Raw genomic sequence first — 22,945 nt, forward strand, 5'->3', positions numbered from 1 at the left:
CGCTTTCATGACGGATATGGCCGAGCTGCAAAGGCGCAAGAAGCTCATCAATCTCGCGATCGTCTATGTCGATCCCGACGCTTTCATCGCTAACTATGTCCCCTGGCTGGAGATCACGACCTTCATCACGGCGCTGCGCGCGGGCGACGTTCAAGCCCCGGCCGATGGCGTGACGCCGACCCTCACGCCGCAGCAGATGAAGGGCGGCGTCGCGGCCAACTATGGCAACGACGCCGTCTTCGCCTTTTGCATGACCGCCGCGCTGAAAGGCGACAAGGCCGCGGTGGACAAGGTCGAGACCGCGCTGGCTGAAAGTCTGGGCAAGGATTTTCCGGGTTCGGTGGCGTTTTGGGGCTTCCGCGCCGCGAACGACTCGCCGATGAGCCTCGAAGATCACGTCGGCGCTGCGGCGTATAAGATGCTCGGCGGCGATATTCCGCCGCCGCCCATGCGCGCGCGGGAGAATTGGAATGCGGGGCTGCGCTTCTTCGAGAAAGCGCGACAATCCAATTTCGTGCAGGAGATCATGTATCCGCTTGCCGTTTGGACGCGCACAAAATGGAGCGAGACGCTGGAGAAGGGCGTCTCCTTCCTCGCGCATATCGAAGACAGCGTTCCGGTGCTGCAGGAAGCGCTCGCCGAATCGCGCAATGATCAGGCTTTCATCGCCAACATGCTGTTGAAAATGGCGCCGGCGATCGAGCAGGATTTGAGCGACGATATGCAAGGGTTTTTGAGATCGCTGGCGCGTCGCGCGTAGCGAGACAACGCTCATACCCTTTCCGTTTGAATGGCTCGCATCGGGAGATGTCATTCCCGGCGGGCTGAGAGCCCGACCGGGAATCCAGAGCGACAAAAGCGCTGGTTTGGCTCTGGATTCCCGATCGCTCGCTCAAGCGAGCGTCGGGAATGACACGGAACCAATCAAGCGGATCCATTATCACTTGGGCTCATCTTTGCAACGCGCGAGGCGCTGCTCCGCGCTCGGATTGCTGACAGAGTGGCGTTGACGCCCCTCGTGCTTCGAGACGCCTGCTGCGCAGGCTCCTCAGCATGAGGGGCTTCTTCATCTGGGCCAAACACTTAGGCCTCATCCTGAGGAGCGAGCGCAGCTCGCGTCTCGAAGGACGAGGCCGCCTCGGAGGTTTGTTGATAAACTATGCGCGGCGCCTGGCTCCGCGCTTTTTTGTTTCTATGGGAATTAAAAATGACGAACGCTTCCTGCCCTTTTTGCGATCGAGCTTCATTATCGATCCTTTGCGAGAATGATCTCGCTTTCGCCATGCACGACAAATATCCAGTCCGCCCGCTTCACAGTCTGATCCTGCCGAAGCGGCACGCTTTCGATGTTTTCGATACGACGCTGGACGAGCGCGAATGCATGCATCGGCTGGCGGAGGCGCTGCGTGGCGACATCATGCGCGCCGACCACAGCGTGGGGGGCTTCAATTTCGGCTCGAATATCGGCGCGGCGGCGGGGCAGAAGATTTTTCACGCCCATCTGCATCTCATTCCGCGCAGAGCCGGCGATACGCCGCCGCCGCCCGCACGCCAAGGCTGAGGCGGAAGCGATCGGCGAAGATCACGCCTGCTTCTCTGGCGCCAGGCTTGGCGTTCCGGACTGTGATCGCCATAATGCCTCCAGGGAGGCCGGCAGAAAATGACAGAAGCCGCAACAGGCGAGGCGCCCGCGACGGCGGCGGTTCTCATCATTGGCGACGAGATCCTTTCCGGCCGCACGCAGGACGTGAACACGCGCTACATCGCCAATTATCTGGCCCAGATCGGCGTCGATCTGCGTGAAGCGCGCGTCGTGCCGGACGACGAAGTCGAGATTGTCGCGGCGCTCAACGCCCTGCGCGCGCGTTATAGTTACGTCTTCACCACGGGCGGCATCGGCCCAACCCACGACGACATCACCGCCGACGCCGTAGGCAAGGCCTTCGGCGTCGAGGTTGTGGAAGACCCGGACGCTATCGCCTTGCTGAGCGAGCGCTTCACCGAGCAAGAACTCAACCCCGCCCGCCGCCGCATGGCGCGGGTGCCTAAGGGAGCGGCGCTGGTGCGCAACGCCGCCTCCAAGGCGCCGGGCTTCTGGATCGACAATGTCATCGTCATGGCCGGCGTGCCGGTTATCATGCAATCGATGATGGATACGGTCGGGCCGCTGCTCAGGTCCGGCCCGCCCATCCAGGTTGAAACCATCGAAGCGGGCGCGATCCCGGAAGGGACTTACGCATTGAAGCTCGAGGCAATCGCGCTGGCGCATGAGGGGGTGAGCATCGGCTCCTATCCCCGTTTCTCCAGCGCCGGCATCAGAAACCAGATCGTGCTGCGCAGCCGCGACGCCGCCAGTCTCGACCTTGCCACGCGCGCCGTCCGCGCCATGCTCGTAGAACTCGCGCCATGAGCCCGGAACAGATGATTCAAATGCAGGATGGGCCGGAAAAAATCTTTCCCGTCTCCTGGGACATGTTCCACCGGGACGTCCGGGCGCTCGCCTGGCGGCTTGCGGCGATCGGCGGTTTCTCGGCGATCGTCGCGGTGACCCGCGGCGGGCTGGTGCCGGCCGGCATCATCGCGCGCGAATTGGGGATTCGCGTCATCGAGACGATTTGCGTCGCGAGCTACCACGAGGAGACCGAGCGCGAAGCGCTCGAAGTCTTGAAGCCGCTCACGGAAACCATCCTGTCGCGCCCGAGCGAGGAGGTGCTGGTCATCGACGACCTCGTCGACACCGGGGCGACCGCCAAGGCCGTGCGCGAAATGCTCCCCAAAGCGCATTTCGCCACCGTCTACGCCAAGCCGCAGGGCCTGCCGATGGTGGACACTTTCGTCACCGAAGTCTCGCAGGACACCTGGATTTATTTCCCCTGGGACACGGGGCTCTCCTTCCAGGCGCCGATCCACAAGCCGGCGCGGGGGCGGTGAGACTAAAATGAGGCTTGGCGCCGTCGCCGCAGCCGCCCTATAACGCGCCTGACGTTCCAGATCGCGGGCGTGGCGAAACTGGTAGACGCAACGGACTTGAAGAAATTTGAGTGCTCCACCCGGGAAACCGACGGAGTAGAACCGCTCAAAGTCGGGGAACCCTCGAAAGTGGCGATCCCGAGCCAAGCCCGCCCTTTGGGCGGGAAGGTGTAGAGACTAGACGGGCGGCGCCTAAGGCGCGAAACGCGCTACGGCGAAGGGATAGTCCAGACCCCAAACCCGCGCATGCGGGGCGGCGAAAGCCGTAGCGGGTATGAAAATCCGTAGGGCCGCAAGGCCTGTGCCGGTTCGATTCCGGCCGCCCGCACCACCCTCCCTTCGTTTGGCGAACATGCGTCTGTCGGCGCCCAAGGAAGCCGGCGCCTTGGCCGAGCGCGGCCCGAGCAATTTCCCGTCGTCTGTCCAATCCAGTTAAGCCATTGCAAAGGAAAGGGATTTACACAGTCAAGCTAGTCGCTGTGCTTACGCCTATCGGGAGCGGGGGTTATGAATCGCGCGAAACGCTGCATCTCACACTTGGCTGGACTCTTCCGGCGCTCACGCTCGGGCTCCGTAGCGATGATCTTCGCGCTCGCGGCCGTGCCGGTCATGGCGTCGATCGGCGCCGCCTTGGATCTCGCCTCGGCCTCCATGTTGAAGTCGCGTCTGCAGCACGCGGTCGACGAGGCGGCGCTCGTCGCGGCCAGAAACGCGAGCCTCACCCAGGCGGCGCGCCAGCAACTGGCTCAGTCGTCCGTCATCACGAATATGGGCTCGGCGGCGAGCGGCTTGAGTTTGACCGTCTCTGAAACAGAGCCGTCCGCCGGCCTCTATCAGGTGAACGGCGCTCTCGTCGTCCCGACGACCGTCATGAGAATTGTGAATATCAATTCGACCACGGTCAGCGCGAAGGCCGCCGCGAGCCTCGGGACAGCGGGGGCGGCGAGCTCGAACAGCGTTTGCCTCTTGGCGCTCAGCACGACCGCGAGCCCTGGATTGCTCGCCAATTCCAGTGTCGTCATCGATGCGCCGACCTGCGAGATCGACGTCGCCTCCAAGGGCTGGCCTGCGGCGACCTTCAACGGCGGCGACAGCTTCTCCGTTTCCAAGCTCTGCGTCGCGGGCACGCAAATCCTCAACAACGCCGGATCGATCCCGGCGCTCAGCACGGGGTGCCCGGTCGTCTCCGATCCCTTTGCGGGCAAGCTCCCGGCGGTCTCCGTCGGCGCCTGCACCGTCAGCAATCAGAATTACTCGGGCAATGTGACGCTCAACCCCGGGGTCTATTGCGGCGGATTCAATTTCAACGGCAGCGGGACGGTCACCTTCAATCCAGGTCTCTATGTGTTCAAGGGCGTCGGCTGGAACATGAACAGCGGCTGGACGATGAACGGCAATGGGGTGACCTTCTATTTTGCCGATTCGTCCTACATGCAGATCAACAGCGGCGTAACGGCGAATCTGACCGCCCCGACCTCCGGAACCTACGCGAATATCCTGATGTACGAGCCCGTCGGCCTGGCGCAGTCAGGGTTCACCATCAACGGACAGGCGGGCCACAGCTTCCAGGGGCTCATTTACCTGCCGAGCCGAAACATCACCTTCAACAGCATGTCCAACGTCACCTCGGACGCCCTGACGATCGTGGTCAACTCGGTCATTTTGAACACGCTGAATTGGAGCTTCAAGAGCTCCGCCTATTCGATCGCCGGCGCAGGCGGCTCTAGCGGCGGCGCCGTGCCGCGGCTCGTGAATTGACGCCGGTCTGAAGGCCACACAGAGGAAATCACCGCCGTCATTGCGAGGAGGCGGAGCCGACGAAGCAATCCAGGGCCGCATCGCCGCCCTGGATTGCTTCGCTTCGCCCGCAATGACGGGCATGGGATGACAAGGCCCCAAATGCGCGCTGCTCGAAACGGAAATGGAATGTGGCTTCGATCGTGACGCCCAAAAATATTTTGCCAAGATAATCGCGCGCGCCATTCAGCTTATATCGCGTAACCTTCTGTTTACGATGCTCGTTTCCATCGCGGTAAGCTTAACGGCGCACCTTCGCGGGGCCTTTTGGGGAGCCTCGTGTCGGGTCGATGTCGAAATTACTTGGAAAATGCTGTCTGGCCGCCCTTGTTTCCGTGTCGGCTGCAAAAGCGGAAAGTCTCGCCGATCCCAAGCCGGTCTCCGGATGGATCGTCACCGTGAGCGCGCATGGCGGCTTCTCGCAGACCTGGGAGGGGTCGAAAAATCTGTCGCCCTTCCTTCTGCCGGGCTTGTCGATGCGGCGCCCTGGCGCTTCGGTCGGCTTCAGCGCGCCGGACGAAGCGCCCGGCTTTGCGCTCTATGACAACGGCTTTCTGAAAGCGGGCGTTTCCGGCCGGCTGCGCGGCCCGCGCCAACAATCATCATGGGGAGAGCTCCATGGCGTCCATGACATCGATTGGACGGTCGAAGCGGGCGGATTTGCCGAATTCTGGACCTTCCAGAAGCTGCGCGCGCGGGCCGAGCTACGCCATGGCTTCCTCGGCCATCACGGCATGATCGCCGAGATTTATCTCGACTGGGTGGAAAAGCACGGCGCCTGGACCTTTTCCATCGGCCCGCGCCTGACGATCGGCGATCAGGCTTACATGAACAAGCTTTTCGGCGTCACCTGGAAGGACGCGCTGGGCAATGGCTCCGTTCCACCCTATGTCGCGGCCTGGGGCGTGAAATCCTTCGGCGCCATGGCCGCCGTGAAATACGACTGGTCGCAGGATTGGTCGACGACCGCCTTCCTTCGCTACAACCGCCTCGTCGGCAGCGCGGCGGCCAGCCCATTGGTCACCAATCTCGGCTCGGCTAATCAATGGATGCTCGGCCTGAGCGTTTCCTACAGCTTCTACGTCGACATGTTTTGAGGCGCGCCTGCGTCGGCATCCATAGCCTTTGTTAAGCACTCGCCGCCAAGACTGGCCGGGCGCGCGATGGTCGCGCGGCCATGATTCGACGGGCACTGATGAGCGACGCAGCGAGGCGATTATTGGCGGACCCGGCTTTTGCGAGCGCCTCCCGCGCCGGCAAAGACGCGCGCGCCGCCAAAAATCCGCGGCTCGATATGATGCTCGTCTCCGGCGGCGACGAGCGGATTTGGCTCGATCCCGTCACGCGCCGCAACCGCTATGGCGTTCCCGCGGCGCCCGCGCCGGACGAGCTTTGGTTTTCTTCCTCGACGGCGAGCGCCGTGAGCCCGCGCGGCTATGACGCCGCCGGCGGCGCCCTCGACGCCCTGTCGCGACCGGGCGCCGATCTTGCGGGCTGGTTCGACGAGATTCGCGCGCGGATCGTTGCGCTCTTCGGCGCGCCGGGCGTCGAGGTCGTTCTCACCGCCTCGGGCACGGAGGCGGGGCTCGCCGCGCTCGCAGTGGCCAAGGCGCTGCTGCGCCGCCCGATCGCGACGATTGTCGTCGCGCCGGAAGAAACCGGCAGCGGCGTGCCTTTGGCGGCCACGGGCGCGCATTTTGCCGGGACGGCGGCTTTCGAGCCGAATGTCGAAAAAGGGGCCCCGCTCGCCGGCTGGGAAAATGACGATGTGGTCATGCGCCGCGTCGCGATCCGCGACCCCTCAGGCTATCCGCGCGCGGCGGCGGAAGTCGACCGCGCCGCCGGTCTCGCCGTCGCCGAAGCCCTGCGCATGGGCCGCGCCACGCTGCTGCATCTGCTCGATTCCTCGAAGACCGGCCGGGCCGGGCCGCGCCGCGCCGCCGCGCGCGAAATTCTTGCGAGCGCCAGAGGCCGGGCGCTCGTTCTCGTCGACGCCAGCCAGCTTCGTTGCTCTTTCGACGACATCAAGGCCGATCTCGCGGCCGGCTTTCTGGTGATGATCACAGGATCGAAATTCGCCGGCGGGCCGCCGTTCTGCGGCGCTTTGCTCATTCCTGCCGACAAGGCCGAAACGCTGCGCGACATCGCCTTGCCGCCGGGATTCGCCGCCTATGCCGCGCAATCCGACTGGCCGCAATCCTTCGGCCGCGCCTTCGAGGCGGAGAATTTCGCGCCCGCCAATCTCGGACTAGGGCTGCGCTGGACCGCCGCGCTGGCGGAAATCGAGACTTACGCAAAAATAGAGGCGGGCCTGCGCGACGAGATCAAGATGCGTTTTGTGGAGGCCGCCCGTCGCGGCGTCGCCAGCAACGCCGAGCTGGACTTTCTCGACGCCGAGAACTGGCGTCTCGGCGGCAAGCCCGCGACGCTCTTTCCGATCCTCGCCAATCACGGCGATCCGGCCCAGGCGCGCCTGATCTACGAGGCGCTGCGCGCGACGCGCGGCGCGCTCGTCGGCGACGACTATTCGCGCGCCTGTCACGTCGGTCAGCCCGTGCTGATCGGCGGCCGGGCGGCGTTGCGCCTGTGTCTCGGCATGCCGCAGGTGAACGCCGTCGCCGAGCGCGTGGGGCAGGGCCTCGACATCGACGCCGCTTTCCTGCCGCTGCGCCGCGACATGGAATTCTTGTTCCGCAAATGGGGCGCGCTGGCCAGGCATATCGGCGCCACTGGCGGCTTGACGCTCGCGGCGTCCAACTGATCGAACCGCGCCATGCGGCCCGGGTCGCATGAAACGCAGGACTGGCTGGGGCTTTCTCGTTTCTGTCTCGCGAACCGGCGCGAACCCAGCGACCCGTCGCGTTGTCTTTATCCGGGCTCTCTTCTATTCTTACGCCCACGGCCCCCGCAGCGGGGCCGTTTGCGCGCCGCAAAACCAAAAAATAACAGCCGCATTTGGGGAAACCGCCCTTGCAGAACGCCAAAGCCTCGCTCGCCGACAGCGCCCGATTCATCAAGCAATGGATCGAAAATCCGCGGCTCATCGGCGCCGTCCAGCCCTCGGGGCCCGCGCTCGCCAAAACCATGGCGAGCTTTGTCGATCTTTCCCGCGAAGGTCCGATCGTGGAGCTTGGACCGGGCACCGGTCCCGTCACCAAGGCGCTGCTCGCGCGCGGCATTCCCGCCGAGCGGCTGGTGCTCGTCGAATATGAGGGGCGCTTCTGCCACATGCTCGCCGAGCGCTATCCCGGCGTGAAGATCGTGCAGGGCGACGCCTATGGGCTCAAGAAGACGCTCGCAGACAAGATCGACGGGCAGGTGGCGACGGTGGTCTCCAGCCTGCCGCTTCTCGTGCGCCCGGAACGCGATCGCGTCGAGCTGCTGCATCAGGCCTTCGAGCTGATGGGTGACGACGGTCTGTTCATCCAGTTCACCTATGGCCTGACCGTCTCGCCCATGCCGATCCATGCCCATGGGCTCAAAGGCTCCTATGTCGGGAAGGGCTCGGCGCCCGTTCTGTTGAACATCCCCCCGGCCCGCGTCTGGCGCTATCGCAAGGCCGGCCATGGCAGCGCAGTCGGGTGAGGGGTTGTTTTCCTCTCCTTCATCCTGAGGAGGCCTCGAAGAGGCCGTCTCGAAGGACGACGGAGAGGAAAACGCGTCGCGATCGGACGTCCTCGTCCTTTGAGACGCCGCCTTCGGCAGCTCCTCAGGATAAGGACGTCCTCCAACTCACGCCGGAGACTCTTCCGTGTCGCAAGAAAGCGCTAGAGACCGCCTGATCGTCGCCCTCGACTTCGAAACGGTCGCGGACGCGCGCGCCTTGATCGCGACGCTCGGCGAGGCCGTCTCTTTCTACAAGATCGGCATGGAGCTCGCCTATGGCGGCGGGCTGGCGCTGGCGCATGAGCTCAAGGACGCCGGCAAGCGCGTCTTCATCGACCTGAAGCTCCATGACATCGGCGCCACCGTCGAGCGCGCGACGCGGCAGATCGCGCGCATGGGCGTGGATTTCCTGACCATCCACGCCTATCCGCAGACCATGGCGGCGGCGCGCGCCGGGGCGGGCGAGCTGAAGCTTCTCGCCGTGACGGCGCTGACCTCTTATGACGACGCCGATCTCGAGGAGGCGGGCTACGCTTATGGCGTCGCCGACCTCGTCGCCCGCCGCGCCGGCCAGGCCAAGGCGGCGGGGATCGACGGGCTGATCCTTTCTCCGCTGGAGCTTGCGACAATCCGGCCGCTCGTCGGCCCGGACATGCTGCTCGTCACCCCCGGCGTGCGTCCCGCCGGCGCGGACGTCGGCGATCAAAAGCGCATCACAACCCCGGCCCAGGCGATCGCCGCAAGCGCCAATCACCTCGTCGTCGGCCGGCCGATCATCCGCGCCGCCGACCCGCGCGCGGCGGCGCAGGCCATCGTGGCGGAGATCGAGGGCGCCTAAATCGGCGCCATTCCCGACGCTCGCGCAGTTTGGACACACAGGAAACCACCGCCGTCATTGCGAGGAGGCGGAGCCGACGAAGCAATCCAGGGCCGCATCGCTGCCCTGGATTGCTTCGCTTCGCTCGCAATGACGGGCTCTCAGTAAAAACCAGCGCTTTTGTGGCTCTGGATTCCCCATCGCTTGCTTCGCAAGCGTCGGGAATGACAACGAGCCGTCTCTCAGGCGAAAAACGCCCAGAGGGCGAGGGCGACCGTCTGATTCACGGCCGCCGCCAAAGCCAGGAATTTCCCGAGCGTCGCCCGTCGCAGCTTCTGCACCTCGGCGGGCGTAGCCGACCGCGCGGCCATGCGGGCGAGCAGCAGGCGGTCTTCCACGAAATCAGCCGCGCTGAAGGCGACGGGCGCCACACAAAGAACCCAACGGCCGCCGTCGACGCATTGCAGCGATTCGGCGGCCGCCAGCGATCCCGCCGCGAGCGCCGCGCCGAGACAGGCGAGCAGCGCCAAATCATAAGGCGCAAGGACGCTTCTATATCCGTCGACGGAGGCGGAGCCGCTGGTCACCCAGCCGATGAATTCCTCGTCGCGATAAAAAACGGAGGTCTCCCAGCGCCGCGCCAGGACCGTCTCGCCGTGTTTTTGCGCTTCCCGGTTCGCCGCCCAATGCGCGGCGCCGGCGGCAAGAAGAAAGAAGACAGCAAGATAAAACAAGACGGCCTCTCCTCTGGCGCTGGCGCGCCAAATTCAGCCAGCCCTCTATTTTTAGTTTTGCGTCGCGCGAAAACAAATTCAACTGTCGGAGAAAAGCTTGCCTTATCGGACGAATGACGACCTGCCCGAAAATCTCCAGCGGCTTCTGCCGCTGCATGCGCAGGATATTTTCCGCGAGGCCTTCAACCACGCTTTCGCCGATCACCAAGGCGATCCCCGCCAGGAGGAGGCGGCGCATCGGATCGCCTGGGCGGCGGTGAAGCGCAGCTATGTGAAGACGAAAGAAGGCTGGCGGCGCCGGGAGGATTGAATACAGGCATCTTTCGTCATTAGCCGCTGAATACCTCCCCTTTACGGGGAGGTCGGCGGCCAAAGGCCGCCGGGTGGGGTCCAAGCCGCATCGACTCCGTTTGGCCTGACCCCACCCGACCCCGCTTTCGCGGGGTCACCTTCCCCGTAAAGGGGAGGGATTGGCTCGCTTCCAGCCTTCGCCGAATTGCCTCGCGATTGAAGCGCCGCTCTGGCCAGCCGGCGCCCGCGATGGTAGAAACCGCCGCGCCATGGTTTTGACCCTCATCGCTCTCGCCGGGCTCGCCGCCTGGCTCTATCTCCTGATTTTCAATTCGGGTTTCTGGCGGCTCACCGAGCACGACCGAAGATTCGCGCCCGCAGGCGCGGTCGTTCCGCAGGGCGCCCATGTCGTCGCCATCGTCCCGGCGCGCGATGAGGCGGAGGTGATCGCGACCAGCGTCGCCTCCCTGCTGCAGCAGGAATTTTCCGGCCGTTTCGAGGTCGTTCTGGTCGACGACGAGAGCACGGACGGCACGGCCGACGTCGCCCGGGCCAAAGCCGCCGAGCTTGGCGCCGCCGAGCGCCTGACCATCCTCCAATCCGGCGGCCCCTCGGACGGCTGGACCGGCAAGATCGCCGCCATGCACCGCGGCTTCACTTATATGCGCGGCCTCGAGAAGCAGCCCGACTTCGTGCTCTTCTGCGACGCCGACATCGCCTTCGCGCCGCCGGTTCTCTCCCGCCTCGTCGCCGGCGCCACGGCGCGCAAGACCGTGCTGTCCTCGCTGATGGTGAAGCTGCGCTGCGAGAGCGCGGCGGAGAAATGGTTCGTCCCGGCCTTCGTCTTCTTTTTCCAGATGCTCTACCCCTTCCGCGCCGTGAACGACCCCAAGAGCAAGGTCGCGGGCGCGGCAGGCGGGGTGATGCTGGTCCGTCCCGGGGCTTTGGCCGAGGCAGGCGGCCTGCCGGCGATCCGCGAGGCGCTGATCGATGATTGCGCGCTCGGCGCGCTGATGAAGCGCCAGGGGCCGATCTGGCTCGGCCTCACCGACGATGTCCACAGCCTGCGCCCCTATCCGCGTCTTGCGGACATCGAAAAAATGGTGACGCGCTCGGCCTACGCCCAGCTCGATTATTCGCCCGTGAAGCTCGCCGGCGCGTTGCTCGGCATGATCGTCGTCTATCTTGCGCCGCCATTGCTCGCCATCTTCGGGGCGCCGCCGGCGCGGGAGATCGGGCTCGTCGCCTGGATGATCATGGCGCAGGCCTATATGCCGAGCTTGCGCTTCTACGGCCTGTCGCGGGCGCGGGCCTTCGCTTTGCCGTTAATCGCGGCGTGTTATACGTGGTTTACCGTCGTTTCGGCCTCGCGGCACATGCGCGGCCGCGGCGGCGAGTGGAAAGGTCGTTTCCAGGCGCCCGCCTGAGCGAGAGGATTTATGATCGACATTGCCGATACAAGCTCCGGCAAGACGCACCGCGACGAGAATTTTCCCGTCGCCTCGGTTCTCATCGCGCCGCGCCATCGCGCGCCGATCCTGGCCTTCTATGATTTCGTGCGCGCGGCGGACGACATCTCCGACCATGCCACGCTGACGCCCGAGCAGAAGCTCGACCTCCTCGACCGGCTCGACGCCGCCCTGGTCGGCAATGGCCCCGACGAGCCCGTCGCGGCGCGGCTGCGGGAGCAATGCCGCGCGCGCCGCCTCGATCCGCAGCACGCGCGCGATCTCATCGTCGCCTTCAAGCGCGACGTCACTTACTTGCGCTATCGCGATTGGGACGACCTCATCTACTACTGCCGCTATTCGGCGATGCCGGTCGGCCGTTTCGTCTGCGATGTGCACGGCGAAGACCCGGCGCGCGTCTGGGCCGCCAATGACGCGCTTTGCGCCGCCTTGCAGGTGATCAACCATTTGCAGGATTGCGCGAAGGACTATCGCAATCTGAACCGCGTCTACATCACCGCCGAGGCGCTTTCCGCCCATGGCGGGGCGGTCGAGATGCTGAACGCGGCGCGCGCGCCGGCGCCGCTTCTGGCCGCTATCCGCGACCTCAACGAGAAAACCGCCGCGCTGCTCGACGAGTCGCGCATTTTCGCCGATCTGATCGACGATACGCGGCTGGCGATGGAAGTCGGCGCGATTCAAACGCTCGCCGAGCGGCTCGTCTTGCGGTTGCGGATCGCCGATCCGCTGTGCGAGAAGGTGCATGAAGGCAAGCTCGGCTTTGCGCTCGCGGGCGCGATGGGCGCAGCCGGCGCCTTGATCCGGCGCATCTCCCGCCCGCGCCGCAAAACGGCGGATGTTCCCCAATGACCATCGAAAGCTTCAACGACATCGCGCCTTTGAACACGCAGCCCATCGCGGTCAAAAGCTCCTTTTATCTCGCCATGCGCATTCTGGAGCCGGCGCGGCGCGACGCCATGTTCGCCATCTACGCCTTCTGCCGCGCGGTGGACGACATCGCCGACGACGAAGGCGATCGCGAGGCGCGCCGCGAGGCGCTCGATCACTGGCGCTACGATCTCGATGAACTCTACGCCGGCCGCATCCGCCCGCGCAGCGCCTTCCTCGCCGATCCTGTCCGCCGTTACCGGCTCGACCGCGCCGATTTCGAGGCGATCATCGACGGCATGGCGATGGATGTCGAAGAAGACATTTGCGCGCCCGATTGGGAAACGCTCGAGCTTTATTGCGACCGCGTCGCCAGCGCCGTGGGGCGTCTGTCGGTGCGCGCTTTCGGCCTTGTCGAAGAAGACGAAGCCCAATTGCCCACCGGCCCCAAGCTCCTCGCCTATCATCTCGGCCGCGCCCTGCAGCTCACCAATATCCTGCGCGACCTCGACGAAGACGCCGCCCGCGGACGGCTCTATCTGCCGCGCGAGGCGTTGGATGAGGCCGGCGTCACGACGCAGGCGCCGCACGCCGCCCTTGCGAGCCCGGCGCTCGATCAGGTCTGCGCGCCGGTGATGCAGCGGGCGCGCGAGCATTTCGAGCAGGCGGACCTCGTGATGGCGGGCCTGCCGAAGGCGGCGGTGAAGGCGCCTTATCTGATGGCCGCCGGCTACCGCTCCATCCTCGACGGCCTCACCACGCGCGGCTTCGCGCCGCCGCGCGCGCCCGTTCGGGTGTCCAAGCTGAAGCTCGTCGGCGCTCTGGTTCGGCACGCCTTCCTGTGAGCGAAACGATCCACATCATTGGCGCGGGGCTCGCCGGCCTCTCCTGCGCCGTGCGCCTCGCGGACGAAGGCAAGAGGGTCAGGCTGTATGAAGCCGCGCGCATGGCGGGCGGGCGCTGCCGCTCCTATGTCGACGCGACGCTCGGCCTGACGATCGACAATGGCAACCATCTGCTGCTCTCGGGCAACACGGCCGCGCGCGATTACGGCGCGCGCATCGGCGCGAGCGACGCGCTCGTGGGCCCGGAACAGTGCGAATTCGACTTCCTCGATTTCGAGACGGGCCGGCGCTGGAAGCTGCGTCCCAACGATTCGAAGCTCCCCTGGTGGGTTTTCTTCGCCGACCGACGCGTGCCGGGCACGGGACCGCTCGATTATCTCGACGCCGGCAGGCTCCTTTTCGCCAAGCAGGGCGCGACCATCGGCGCGACCATGCGTTGCGAGGGCCTGCTCTGGGAGAAGCTTTGGCGTCCGGTGATGCTCTCGGCGCTCAATATCGAGCCCAGCGAAGCCGCCGCCACGCTCGCCGGCGCCGTGCTGCGCGAGACGCTTGCGGCAGGCGGCGCGGCCTGTCGGCCGCTCGTCGCCAAGGGCGGGCTGGGCCACGCCTTCATCGAGCCGGCGCTGCGCAAGCTGCAGGCGCAGGGCGTTGAGCCGCGCTTTGGGGCGCGGCTGCGCGAGATCGTTTTCGACGGCGAGGGCGCCCGCGCGCTGCGCTTCGCCGACGAGGAGATTGCGCTTGGCGATCAGGATCGCGTCGTGCTGGCGGTTCCGGCCTGGATTGCTGAGGAGCTGATCCCGGGGCTCGTCACGCCGGACGATCACCGCGCGATTCTCAACGTGCATTTCAAGATCGCGCCGCCGCCTGGCCAGCCCTTGCTGCTCGGCATGGTGGGCTCGCTCTCCGAATGGCTCTTCGCCTTCGACGACCGGCTCTCGGTCACGATCAGCGGCGCCGACCGGCTGATGGACGCGCCGCGCGAGGCTTTGGCCGAGAAAATCTGGGCCGAGGTCGCGACCGCATCCGGACTGCCGCGCGAACTGCCGCCCTGGCAGATCGTGAAGGAAAAGCGCGCGACCTTCGCCGCGACGCCCGCGCAGGAGGCGCGCCGTCCGGGAGCGCAGACGCAATGGCGCAATCTGTTCCTCGCGGGCGATTGGACCGCGACGGGGCTGCCGGCGACCATCGAGGGCACGATAAGGTCGGGGTATAAGGCTGCGGCGCTCGCTGGGGCGTGAGCCTATCCCTCCCTCTTGCGGGCCACACATGCACACATCTTCCTAGTCGCTTCCCACGTCATGGCCGGGCTTGTCCCGGCCATCCACGCCGCGCAGCCGCAGCGAATGCTGGGAATAGGACTCAAGAGCCTCCAAAGCCCGGCAAGAACTTTACCCATAGTGACAACGCGTCTTGTTCGGCTGTGCCCCTGGGCGTGGGTGGCCGGGACAAGCCCGGCCATGACGGCCCCCGAGATTGTGTGACTCCTTTGGCTTCCCACGCCGTCCTTGCTTTGCGCGGCCAAATCACTACCTTGTCGATAACCATCGACCCCCGAAAACACGAAAACGAGCGCGTATGACCTTCATCGAGTCCCATCTCGCCCCCGCCGGCCGCAAGAGCGGTCAGATCAAGCTGCATGGGCCGGAAGATTTCGAGGGCATGCGCAAGGCCGGTCGGCTGACCGCCGAGGGCCTCGATATGCTCGTTCCTTACGTGAAGCCGGGCGTCACGACCCAGTATCTCGACGACCTCGTCTTCGATTTCGCCGTCGCCAACGGCGCCTATCCCGCGCCGCTCGACTATCGCGGCTATCGCAAGTCGATCTGCACCTCGATCAACCATGTCGTCTGCCACGGCGTGCCGGACACTAAGCCGCTGCGCGAGGGCGACATCGTCAATATCGACCTGACCTTCATCGTCGACGGCTGGCATGGCGACGCGAGCCGCATGTTCGCCGTGGGGGAGATCCCCCGCAAGGCGCAGCGGCTGATCGACGTCACTTATGAGTCGCTGTTGCGCGGTATCGCGGTGGTGAAGCCCGGGGCCACGACCGGCGATATCGGCGCGGCCATCCAGAAATATGCCGAAAGCGAGCGCTGCTCCGTCGTGCGCGACTTCTGCGGCCATGGGCTCGGCCGCGTCTTCCACGACGAGCCCAATATTCTGCATTACGGCGAGCCGGGGCAGGGGGTGGAGCTGCGTCCGGGCATGTTCTTCACCATCGAGCCGATGATCAATCTCGGCCGCCCGCAGGTGAAAATTCTTTCAGACGGCTGGACGGCGGTGACGCGCGACCGCTCGCTCTCGGCGCAATTTGAACATTCGATTGGCGTCACCGAAACGGGAGCGGAAATTTTCACGCTCTCCCCCAAAGGTCTCGACAATCCCTCGGCCGCGCCTCGCGCGGCCTCATGAAGCAGCCGAAGGGCAAGCCGGCAAAGAACGCGACGGCAGGCCTGGAGGAGGCGCAAGCCCCCCATTTCCACGGCCATCGCCAACGCTTACGCGATCGCTTCATGGAGGGCGGCGACACCGCCCTCGCAGATTACGAGCTGATGGAGCTGCTGCTCTTTCGCGCCATTCCGCGACGCGACGTGAAGCCGCTCGCCAAGGCGATCATCGAGCGCTTCGGCTCCTTCGCCGAGGCGGTCGCGGCGCGACCCGAGCGTCTGCGCGAGATCGACGGCCTCTCCGAGGGCGCGATTGCCGAATTGAAGATCACTGAAGCCGCGGCGCGGCGCCTCGCGCGCGGCGCGCTGGAGAAGCGCACCGTGCTCTCCTCCTTCTCCGCCGTGACCGATTACTGCCGCACCGCCATGGCCTATGCCGAGCGCGAGGAGTTTCGCATCCTCTTCCTCGACAAGCGCAACGCGCTCATCGCCGATGAAGTGCAGGGCGTCGGCACGGTGGATCACACGCCCGTCTATCCGCGCGAAGTGGTGCGCCGCGCGCTGGAGCTTGGCGCAAGCGCTCTGATCCTCGCGCACAACCACCCCTCCGGCGATCCTACGCCCTCGACGGCGGATATTCGCATGACCAAGGACATCGTGACCATCGCACAGCCGTTCGGCATCGCGGTGCATGATCATTTGATCGTCGGGCGTAATGGGCAGACCAGCTTCAGGGGGCTGAAGCTGATTTGACAATTCCCGGCCCTACCTCCAAAGCGCGGGAAAGGCAGGCGCTCGGTTGAGCGGCAGTCTGGCATGGTTGGCGCCTGATACCTCCCCTTTACGGGGAGGTCGGTGGCCGAAGGCCACCGGGTGGGGTTCGCGCCGCGATGACGTCGTTGTGGCGTGCCCCACCCGACCCCGCTTTCGCGGGGCCACCCTCCCCGTAAAGGGGAGGGAGGAGCTCACGCCCCAGAATTCGTGTTTCCCTCGCCGGAATAGGAAAGATTTGCCCGCCTTCGTCATCACCCCGCTCATCATCGCCACTGCGCTCTTCATGGAGCAACTCGACGGCACGGTGCTCGCCACCGCTTTGCCGGCGATGGCGGCGGATTTGCACGAAGACCCGGTGGCGCTGAAACTCGCGCTCACCGCCTATCTCCTGTCGCTTGCCGTCTTCATCCCGCTGTCCGGCTGGGCGGCGGATAAATTCGGCGCACGGCGCGTGTTTCGCGCGGCGATCGGCGTGTTCACGCTTGGCTCCATCCTCTGTGGCTTCTCTGATTCACTCGCGGCGATCGTCGCGGCGCGCGTGGTGCAGGGGCTGGGCGGCGCCATGATGGTGCCGGTGGGGCGGCTCGTCTTGCTGCGCACGGCGCCGCGTCAAGAGATCGTGCGCGCCATGGCCTATCTGACCATTCCGGCCCTTGTCGGCCCGCTGATCGGCCCGCCGCTCGGCGGCTTTCTCTCCACCTATTTTCACTGGCGCTACATCTTCTGGATCAATGTGCCGATCGGCCTTATCGGCGCCGCGCTGACGACGCGCTTCATTCCCGATCTCTACGAAGAGAATGTCCGGCCGCTCGATGTGACGGGCGCCGCGCTATCTGGCGTGGGGCTTTCCTTCATCGTCTTCGGCTTTACGATTCTCGGGCGTGGTTTCGCGCCGCCGGTCGTGGTTGCGGCGATTGTCGCCGTCGGCGCCGCGGCGCTCTACGCCTATTTCATTCACGCACAGCGCACGGAACATCCGATCATCGACCTTGCGCTGCTGCGCATCCCGACCTTTCGAGCGGCGATCTATGGTGGATTTCTGTTTCGCGTTGGGCTCGGCGCGGTTCCCTTTCTGCTGCCGCTGCTGCTGCAGGTCGGCTTCGAACTCAGCGCCTATGAATCGGGCCTGCTGACCTTCGTCGCCGCCGCCGGCGCCATGGTCATGAAGACGACGGCGCAGCCGATCTTGAAGCGCTTCGGCTTCCGCCGCGTGCTGATCGTGAATGCGCTGATCTGCACGGGATTCCTCGCCGCCAACGGCTCTTTCACGCAGGCGACGCCGCATTGGCTGATCATGACCATGCTGCTTGTCGGCGGCTTCTTCCGCTCGCTGGAATTCACGGCGCTGAACGCGATTTGCTACGCCGACATTCCGCCCGAATCGATGAGCAATGCGACGAGCTTTGCGGCGGTCGGGCAGCAATTGTCGCTCTCGACCGGCGTCGCGATCGGCGCTGCGGCGCTGGAGACGGCGCGGGCGCTGCACGGCGGCGGGACGTTGATGGCGCTGGATTTCCCGCCGGCGTTTTTTGTGGTGGCGTCGATATCGGCAGTGTCGATCGTGAATTTTGTGCGGCTTGCGCCGAATGCGGGCGACGAGCTGACGGGGCGGAAGGCTTTGCGCGCCTGAAGGCGCGCGGTCCAAAGCGGTGCGCTCAGTTTGTTGACAAACCTCCGAGGCGGCCTCGTCCTTCGAGACGCGAGCTTCGCTCGCTCCTCAGGATGAGGCCTAAGTGTTTGACCAAGATGCAGAAGCCCCTCATGCTGAGGAGCCTGCGCAGCAGGCGTCTCGAAGCACGAGGGGCGTCACCGCCACTTTGTCAGCAGTCTGCGCGCGCCTTCAGGCGCGCATGTCTTCCGGTTCCGCGCGCTTGCCCCGGAACCCCGTGGCCAGCACGTAAAGCTCCGCTGAATCCGCCCGGCTCGCGGCGGGCTTCACATGGCGCACGGCGGCAAAATCGCGCTTCAGGCGCGTGAGCAATTGCCCCTCCGTGCCGCCCTGCAGCACTTTGGCGACAAAGAATCCGCCGGGCGCCAGCACGTCCATCGCGAAATCGGCGGCAAGCTCGGCCAGCGCGACAATGCGCAGATGGTCCGTCTGCTTATGCCCCGTGGCGTTGGCCGCCATATCGGACATCACGCCGTCGGCCTCGCCGCCGAGCATTTCCTTGATGAAATCCGGCGCGTCTTCGTCGTTGAAGTCCTTGACGGCGAATTGCACGCCGGGGATCGGCTCCATGTCGAGGAGATCGACGCCGACGACTTTGCCTCTGCCGTCCTTGACCTTTACGCGGTCGGCGGCGATCTGCGACCAGCCGCCCGGCGCGGCGCCGAGATCGACGATGCGGGCGCCCGGTTTGAGGAGATGGTAGCGGTCGTCCATCTCGATGAGCTTATAGGCGGCGCGGGAGCGATAGCCCTCGCGCTTGGCGCGCGCCACATAGGGGTCGTTGAGCTGGCGCTCCAGCCAGAGGGTGGAGGAGAGCGAACGCTTGCGCGCGGTCTTCACCCGCGTCTTCAGCGAGCGTCCGCCCTCGCGCCCCGATCCCTTGCCTTCGGCCATGTCCATTCGCTCCGCATGTCATTCCCGGCGCGCGAAGCGCGACCGGGAACCCAGAGGCAAGTAGCACAGTCTTGCGGGTTTTGCGCTGGATTCCAGATCAGACCTTCAGCCTGTGGGGAATGTCGTCATTGCGAGCGAAGCGAAGCAATCCAGGGCCGCTATAGCTGCTCTGGATTGCTTCGTCGCTACGCTCCTCGCAATGACGGCGGGCCGGTCGCCGTCTGGCCTGTTACGCCAGCACTTTGTCGCGTGGCGCGAAGAGGCCGTCGGCGCCGGCTTCCATCTCGATCTGCCGGTCGTGGTAATCGAGCAGCGTCGAGCGGTGGCCGATCGAGACGATCGTCGTCTGCGGCAGGCGCTCGCGCAGCATGCGATAGATCTCGCCCTCCAGCTTCTCGTCGAGCGCCGAGGTCGCCTCGTCGAGGAACAGCCAATCGGGCTTGGCGAGAAGCGCGCGGGCGATGGCGACGCGCTGCTGCTCGCCGCCGGAAAGGCGCTGGCCCCAATTATTGCTTTCGTCCAGCCGCTCGACGAAGGGCGCCAGCCGCGCGGCGCGGAGCGCCTCTTCGATGTCGGCGCGCGCATAATCCTCGAGGTCCGCCGGGTAGACGACCGCCTGGGCCAGCGTGCCCATCGGGATATAGGGGCGCTGCGGCGCGAGCATCACGCGGGCGCCCTGCGGCACGACGACCGAGCCCGCGGCATGCGGCCAGATGCCGGCGATGGCGCGGAACAGCGTCGATTTGCCCGAGCCTGACGGACCGGTGAGCAGCGCCGCCTGACGCGGCTCGAAGACGAGCGCGTCGATATGGACGATGCGGCGACCATCCGGCAGCGACAAAGTGAGGTCGTCGAGCGCCAGCCGATCGGAGGGCGCGCGGGAAACGACATGGGCGCGGTTGGTCTCGGCGGAATCGATCGCGGCGTCGAAAGAGGCGAGACGATCCAGCACGGATTTGTACTGCGCGAGCGAGGTGTAATAAGTGATGAAGAAGGTCAGCGCGCCTTCCACCCGCCCGAAGGCGCTGGCCGTTTGCGTCATTACGCCGAGCTGGATCTTCCCCGCGAAATAGAAGGGCGCGGTGATCACATAGGGAATGATCGGCGAGAGCTGGCCATAGGAAGCGGTGAAGCTCACCAGTTGCTTGCGCTTGCGCACGATCCCCAGATAGTTGAACACGATTCCGCGGAAACGCTGCACCAGCGAGCCCTGCTCCGCGTGCTCGCCCGAGAGAAGCGCGACCTGCTCGCTATATTCGCGCAGGCGCGCGAGCGAGAAGCGGAAGTCGGCCTCGCGCCGTTGCTGCTCGAAGAAGAGCCCCGTCAGCGACCGGCCGATGAGATGCGTCACCAACGTGCCGAGAGAGGCGTAGGCGAGCGCAACCCAGAACAAGAAGCCGGGAATGTGAATATCCGTGCCGGGCAGCGGATAGGCGCCCGAAAGCCCCCATAGGACGAAGGCGAAGGAGACGAGCGAACTCATCGTCGAGATGAGCAGGATCGAATAGGAATAGATGCCGTAGCCTTCCTCGCCGCCGTCGATGAAGCGGTTCACGTCCTCGGCGATGCGCTGATCCGGGTTGTCGGCGTCGCCGCCCGCCAGCGCCATGCCGTAATGCGTATGCGAGCTGAGCCAGCGTTGAATATAATGCTCGGTGAGCCAGCGGCGCCAGCGAATGACCAGCATGGACTTCAGCACATATTCGATCACGGCGATGGCGACGTAAAAGAACGCCCATGGCGTGAAGACGAAGAGAAGCTGGCGCCAGAACTCCGCCGAGTTCTTCTCCTGGATGGCGTTGAACCAGTCGCGGTTGAAGAAGGAGAGGCGCACGGAAATGCCGACCTGCCCCTGATTGATCAGCACGAGAACGACGATCATCGCCGTTGCGATCGCCGCCTCTCCGGCCGTAAAGCGCGGGAAGGGCCAGACGCGGGCTTCTCCGCGATCGGGCGCGTCGAAATAAAGATCCGCGATGCGCGTCATCTCCTGGACGACAGCGATGCGGGAGACGGCGTAGACGAGGATCGAGAATACCGCGACGGTGACCGCCATGCTCTCGGGCGGCGCGAAATCCGCGAGCGCCTGAGGCCACAGCTCCTCTGACTGGAGAAGCTTCGTGAGGCCGAAGACGATTGTTTCGGTCGAGAAGATCGCGGCGAAAATCTTCATGAAGGTCGACATCTCGGCCCCGCGCCAGGTAGTGACGGCGCAGAGTCCGGCGGCGACGGCGAGGATGAAGAGATCGGCGTCCGCCCTATGCGCGCCGACCAGCGCGGCAAGAACGGCGAAGGCGGCGACGGCCGCGCTCAGTTTTCGCATCTTTGGCCCTTTGAAGGAATGGCGGCGTCAGCGCGCGCAGGCGCGGACGCAATAACGCTCCCCTCACCTATGCACGGCCGGCGCGACTTCTCAATCTTCCTCTATGGGAATGATGGCGTCGCCGTTCACATGCGCGACAAGCACGGGAGACGCTTTGAAAGTGAGCACGCGGCGCGGCGTAATTGTGGCCTCGACGCCGGTTTTTGGATTACGGCCCACCCGCTCCCGCTTGGAGCGCACGTTGAAGGTGCCGAATGAACGCAGTTTGACTGGCTCGCCGCGCAGCAAAGCCTCGCCGATCTCCTCGAATGTGGCGTCGAGAATCTTGCGCGCTTCCGCACGGGATAGTGTGGGGCAGCAGCTATAGACGGCCTCTCGCAAAGAGGCGCGCGTCAACGTGTTGCCTGGGTCGATTTTTCTTACCATGCGGGACGAACACGAAAGCGAGCGTCGGTCACATCATTTCGGATCGGCGTAGACACGCTATTCCTCTAATTTCAGGCCAACGCGACGAAACTGATTATTTTCGCAAGCAGAACAGCTTACGAGGCCATATAGTAATCAAAAATCAGAGGGATGCAAGGCCGTGGCGCCGCTTCGCCACATTTATGGGGCCACGGCGCCGCACAACCTCATCCGATTCGGCTAAACCGCCAGCTTCACCCTATGCTGCGCGACGGGAATCATCGCCCGGACCTTGCGGATGCGATCCACGTCGACGTGAGTGGAGACGAGGCCCGGACCGTCCGACGCCTTGGCCACGACATGGCCCCAGGGGTCGGCGATCAGCGAATTGCCATAGGTGAAGCGCGTTTCATGGCCGGCCTTATGGGCGCCGGTCTGCCCCGGCGCGCAGAAATAGGTCTGCGTTTCGATGGCGCGGGCGCGGCAGAGCACTTCCCAATGGTCCTTGCCGGTGACGAGGGTGAAAGCCGACGGCAGCGCGATGAGATCGGCGCCCTTTTCGGCGAGCGCCTGGAACAGATAGGGGAAGCGCAGATCGTAGCAGATCGCGCAGCCGACCGTGACGCCTTCGCAGTCATAGGTCACGACCTCGTCGCCGGGCTTGAAGGCGGCGCTCTCGTGATATTTCGCGCCGTCCGGCGCGGTGATGTCGAACATATGGATTTTGCGGTAACGCGCGACTTCCTTGCCGTCGCGATCGAAGGCGACGCTGGTGTTGTGGAGCCGCTCTTCGCCCGCAATCCGCTCGAGGATCGAGCCAGCGTGGATGAAAACCTTATGCTCGCGCGCCAGAGCGCGGCACATCTCATAGGCGGGGCCGCCGGGCAACTCTTCGGCCGCCGCCATTTTCTCGGCGCGCGAGCCGCCGATGAAGTCGAAAACCTCGGGCAGGCAAATCCAATCCGGCTTTTCCTGGGAGACGGCCCGCTCGATGAGGGCGCGGGCGGCGGCGAGATTGGCTGCCTTGTCGCCAATCGAATTCATCTGAACCAGTGTGACTTTCATTACCGCTCTGCTGTTTTCCTGAAGCCGCG

At 65.0% G+C, this 22,945-nt stretch carries 22 protein-coding genes; 17 read left to right on the forward strand and 5 right to left on the reverse strand.

The genetic code is table 11. From position 1 onward, the window contains the following. Positions 1–7: 7 nt before the first annotated feature. The 9 genes from QMG84_RS04975 to pyrF all read left to right on the forward strand — a co-directional run bounded on the left by QMG84_RS04975 (position 8) and on the right by pyrF (position 9,211). On the forward strand, positions 8–760 hold the full coding sequence (locus QMG84_RS04975; RefSeq protein WP_281930878.1) for a hypothetical protein: 753 nt from the start codon (positions 8–10) through the stop codon (positions 758–760). 447 nt (positions 761–1,207) lie between these two features. After that, positions 1,208–1,561, forward strand: a complete 354-nt coding sequence (locus QMG84_RS04980; RefSeq protein WP_281930879.1) for an HIT family protein — start codon at positions 1,208–1,210, stop codon at positions 1,559–1,561. A 99-nt stretch (positions 1,562–1,660) separates the two neighbouring features. Then, positions 1,661–2,410 (forward strand): competence/damage-inducible protein A, encoded by a 750-nt coding sequence (locus QMG84_RS04985; RefSeq protein ID WP_281930880.1) that lies wholly within the window; start codon positions 1,661–1,663, stop codon positions 2,408–2,410. Next, complete coding sequence (gpt, locus tag QMG84_RS04990) at positions 2,407–2,931, forward strand: xanthine phosphoribosyltransferase (RefSeq protein ID WP_281930882.1); 525 nt, start codon at positions 2,407–2,409, stop codon at positions 2,929–2,931. Before QMG84_RS04985 ends, gpt begins: the two co-directional genes overlap by 4 nt. A gap of 546 nt (positions 2,932–3,477) precedes the next feature. Beyond that, positions 3,478–4,728 carry a TadE/TadG family type IV pilus assembly protein gene (locus tag QMG84_RS04995; protein WP_281930884.1) on the forward strand — a complete coding sequence of 417 codons (1,251 nt, stop codon included), beginning with the start codon at positions 3,478–3,480 and terminating at the stop codon, positions 4,726–4,728. A 329-nt stretch (positions 4,729–5,057) separates the two neighbouring features. Next, a complete protein-coding gene (locus tag QMG84_RS05000) occupies positions 5,058–5,864 on the forward strand; it encodes a MipA/OmpV family protein (protein ID WP_202072169.1) in 807 nt (268 codons plus the stop codon). A gap of 98 nt (positions 5,865–5,962) precedes the next feature. After that, positions 5,963–7,528, forward strand: coding sequence for a hypothetical protein (locus tag QMG84_RS05005; protein WP_281930886.1), 1,566 nt, complete (start codon positions 5,963–5,965; stop codon positions 7,526–7,528). Positions 7,529–7,737: 209 nt separating this feature from the next. Next, the gene (locus QMG84_RS05010; protein WP_281930887.1) at positions 7,738–8,352 is read left to right on the forward strand and encodes a class I SAM-dependent methyltransferase; all 615 of its coding nucleotides are present in this window, start codon (positions 7,738–7,740) and stop codon (positions 8,350–8,352) included. A gap of 166 nt (positions 8,353–8,518) precedes the next feature. Then, positions 8,519–9,211: an orotidine-5'-phosphate decarboxylase gene (gene pyrF, locus QMG84_RS05015; RefSeq protein WP_281930889.1), complete on the forward strand. Its 693-nt coding sequence runs from the start codon at positions 8,519–8,521 to the stop codon at positions 9,209–9,211. Between the two features lie 221 nt (positions 9,212–9,432). On the opposite strand, the gene QMG84_RS05020 is transcribed toward pyrF, so the two are convergent. After that, positions 9,433–9,924: a hypothetical protein gene (locus tag QMG84_RS05020; RefSeq protein WP_281930891.1), complete on the reverse strand. Its 492-nt coding sequence runs from the start codon at positions 9,922–9,924 to the stop codon at positions 9,433–9,435. A 97-nt stretch (positions 9,925–10,021) separates the two neighbouring features. Here QMG84_RS05020 and QMG84_RS05025 point away from each other — a divergent pair, with 97 nt between their 5' ends. The 8 genes from QMG84_RS05025 (at position 10,022) to QMG84_RS05060 (ending at position 18,190) form a co-directional block, all read left to right on the forward strand. After that, complete coding sequence (locus QMG84_RS05025; protein WP_281930892.1) at positions 10,022–10,234, forward strand: ChaB family protein; 213 nt, start codon at positions 10,022–10,024, stop codon at positions 10,232–10,234. 250 nt (positions 10,235–10,484) lie between these two features. Then, positions 10,485–11,642, forward strand: a complete 1,158-nt coding sequence (locus QMG84_RS05030) for a glycosyltransferase (protein WP_281930893.1) — start codon at positions 10,485–10,487, stop codon at positions 11,640–11,642. Positions 11,643–11,654: 12 nt separating this feature from the next. Then, positions 11,655–12,533 carry a squalene synthase HpnC gene (hpnC, locus tag QMG84_RS05035; protein ID WP_281930894.1) on the forward strand — a complete coding sequence of 293 codons (879 nt, stop codon included), beginning with the start codon at positions 11,655–11,657 and terminating at the stop codon, positions 12,531–12,533. Next, positions 12,530–13,396, forward strand: coding sequence for a presqualene diphosphate synthase HpnD (hpnD, locus tag QMG84_RS05040; RefSeq protein WP_281930896.1), 867 nt, complete (start codon positions 12,530–12,532; stop codon positions 13,394–13,396). The genes hpnC and hpnD overlap by 4 nt, the downstream gene beginning before the upstream one ends. Continuing rightward, complete coding sequence (gene hpnE / locus QMG84_RS05045; protein ID WP_281930898.1) at positions 13,393–14,634, forward strand: hydroxysqualene dehydroxylase HpnE; 1,242 nt, start codon at positions 13,393–13,395, stop codon at positions 14,632–14,634. Before hpnD ends, hpnE begins: the two co-directional genes overlap by 4 nt. A 337-nt stretch (positions 14,635–14,971) precedes the next feature. Beyond that, positions 14,972–15,811 (forward strand): type I methionyl aminopeptidase, encoded by an 840-nt coding sequence (gene map / locus QMG84_RS05050; RefSeq protein WP_281930900.1) that lies wholly within the window; start codon positions 14,972–14,974, stop codon positions 15,809–15,811. Next, positions 15,808–16,539 carry a RadC family protein gene (gene radC, locus QMG84_RS05055; RefSeq protein ID WP_281930902.1) on the forward strand — a complete coding sequence of 244 codons (732 nt, stop codon included), beginning with the start codon at positions 15,808–15,810 and terminating at the stop codon, positions 16,537–16,539. The genes map and radC overlap by 4 nt, the downstream gene beginning before the upstream one ends. Before the next feature lie 304 nt (positions 16,540–16,843). After that, positions 16,844–18,190: a DHA2 family efflux MFS transporter permease subunit gene (locus tag QMG84_RS05060; protein WP_434085985.1), complete on the forward strand. Its 1,347-nt coding sequence runs from the start codon at positions 16,844–16,846 to the stop codon at positions 18,188–18,190. 210 nt (positions 18,191–18,400) lie between these two features. Here the strand turns inward: QMG84_RS05060 and QMG84_RS05065 are convergent, their stop codons facing one another. From QMG84_RS05065 to QMG84_RS05080, 4 genes are all read right to left on the reverse strand, one after another. Further along, positions 18,401–19,123 carry an RlmE family RNA methyltransferase gene (locus tag QMG84_RS05065; RefSeq protein WP_281930906.1) on the reverse strand — a complete coding sequence of 241 codons (723 nt, stop codon included), beginning with the start codon at positions 19,121–19,123 and terminating at the stop codon, positions 18,401–18,403. A 229-nt stretch (positions 19,124–19,352) separates the two neighbouring features. Next, entirely contained in the window at positions 19,353–21,446 is a 2,094-nt protein-coding gene (locus QMG84_RS05070; protein WP_281930908.1) for an ABC transporter ATP-binding protein/permease, read from the reverse strand. A 90-nt stretch (positions 21,447–21,536) separates the two neighbouring features. After that, the gene (locus tag QMG84_RS05075) at positions 21,537–21,872 is read right to left on the reverse strand and encodes an integration host factor subunit alpha (protein ID WP_202072184.1); all 336 of its coding nucleotides are present in this window, start codon (positions 21,870–21,872) and stop codon (positions 21,537–21,539) included. 219 nt (positions 21,873–22,091) lie between these two features. Further along, positions 22,092–22,916, reverse strand: a complete 825-nt coding sequence (locus QMG84_RS05080) for a carbon-nitrogen hydrolase family protein (protein ID WP_281930912.1) — start codon at positions 22,914–22,916, stop codon at positions 22,092–22,094. Positions 22,917–22,945: the final 29 nt, after the last annotated feature.

Origin of the sequence: Methylocystis iwaonis (genome assembly GCF_027925385.1) — a bacterium.
GTDB classification, from domain to species: domain Bacteria; phylum Pseudomonadota; class Alphaproteobacteria; order Rhizobiales; family Beijerinckiaceae; genus Methylocystis; species Methylocystis iwaonis.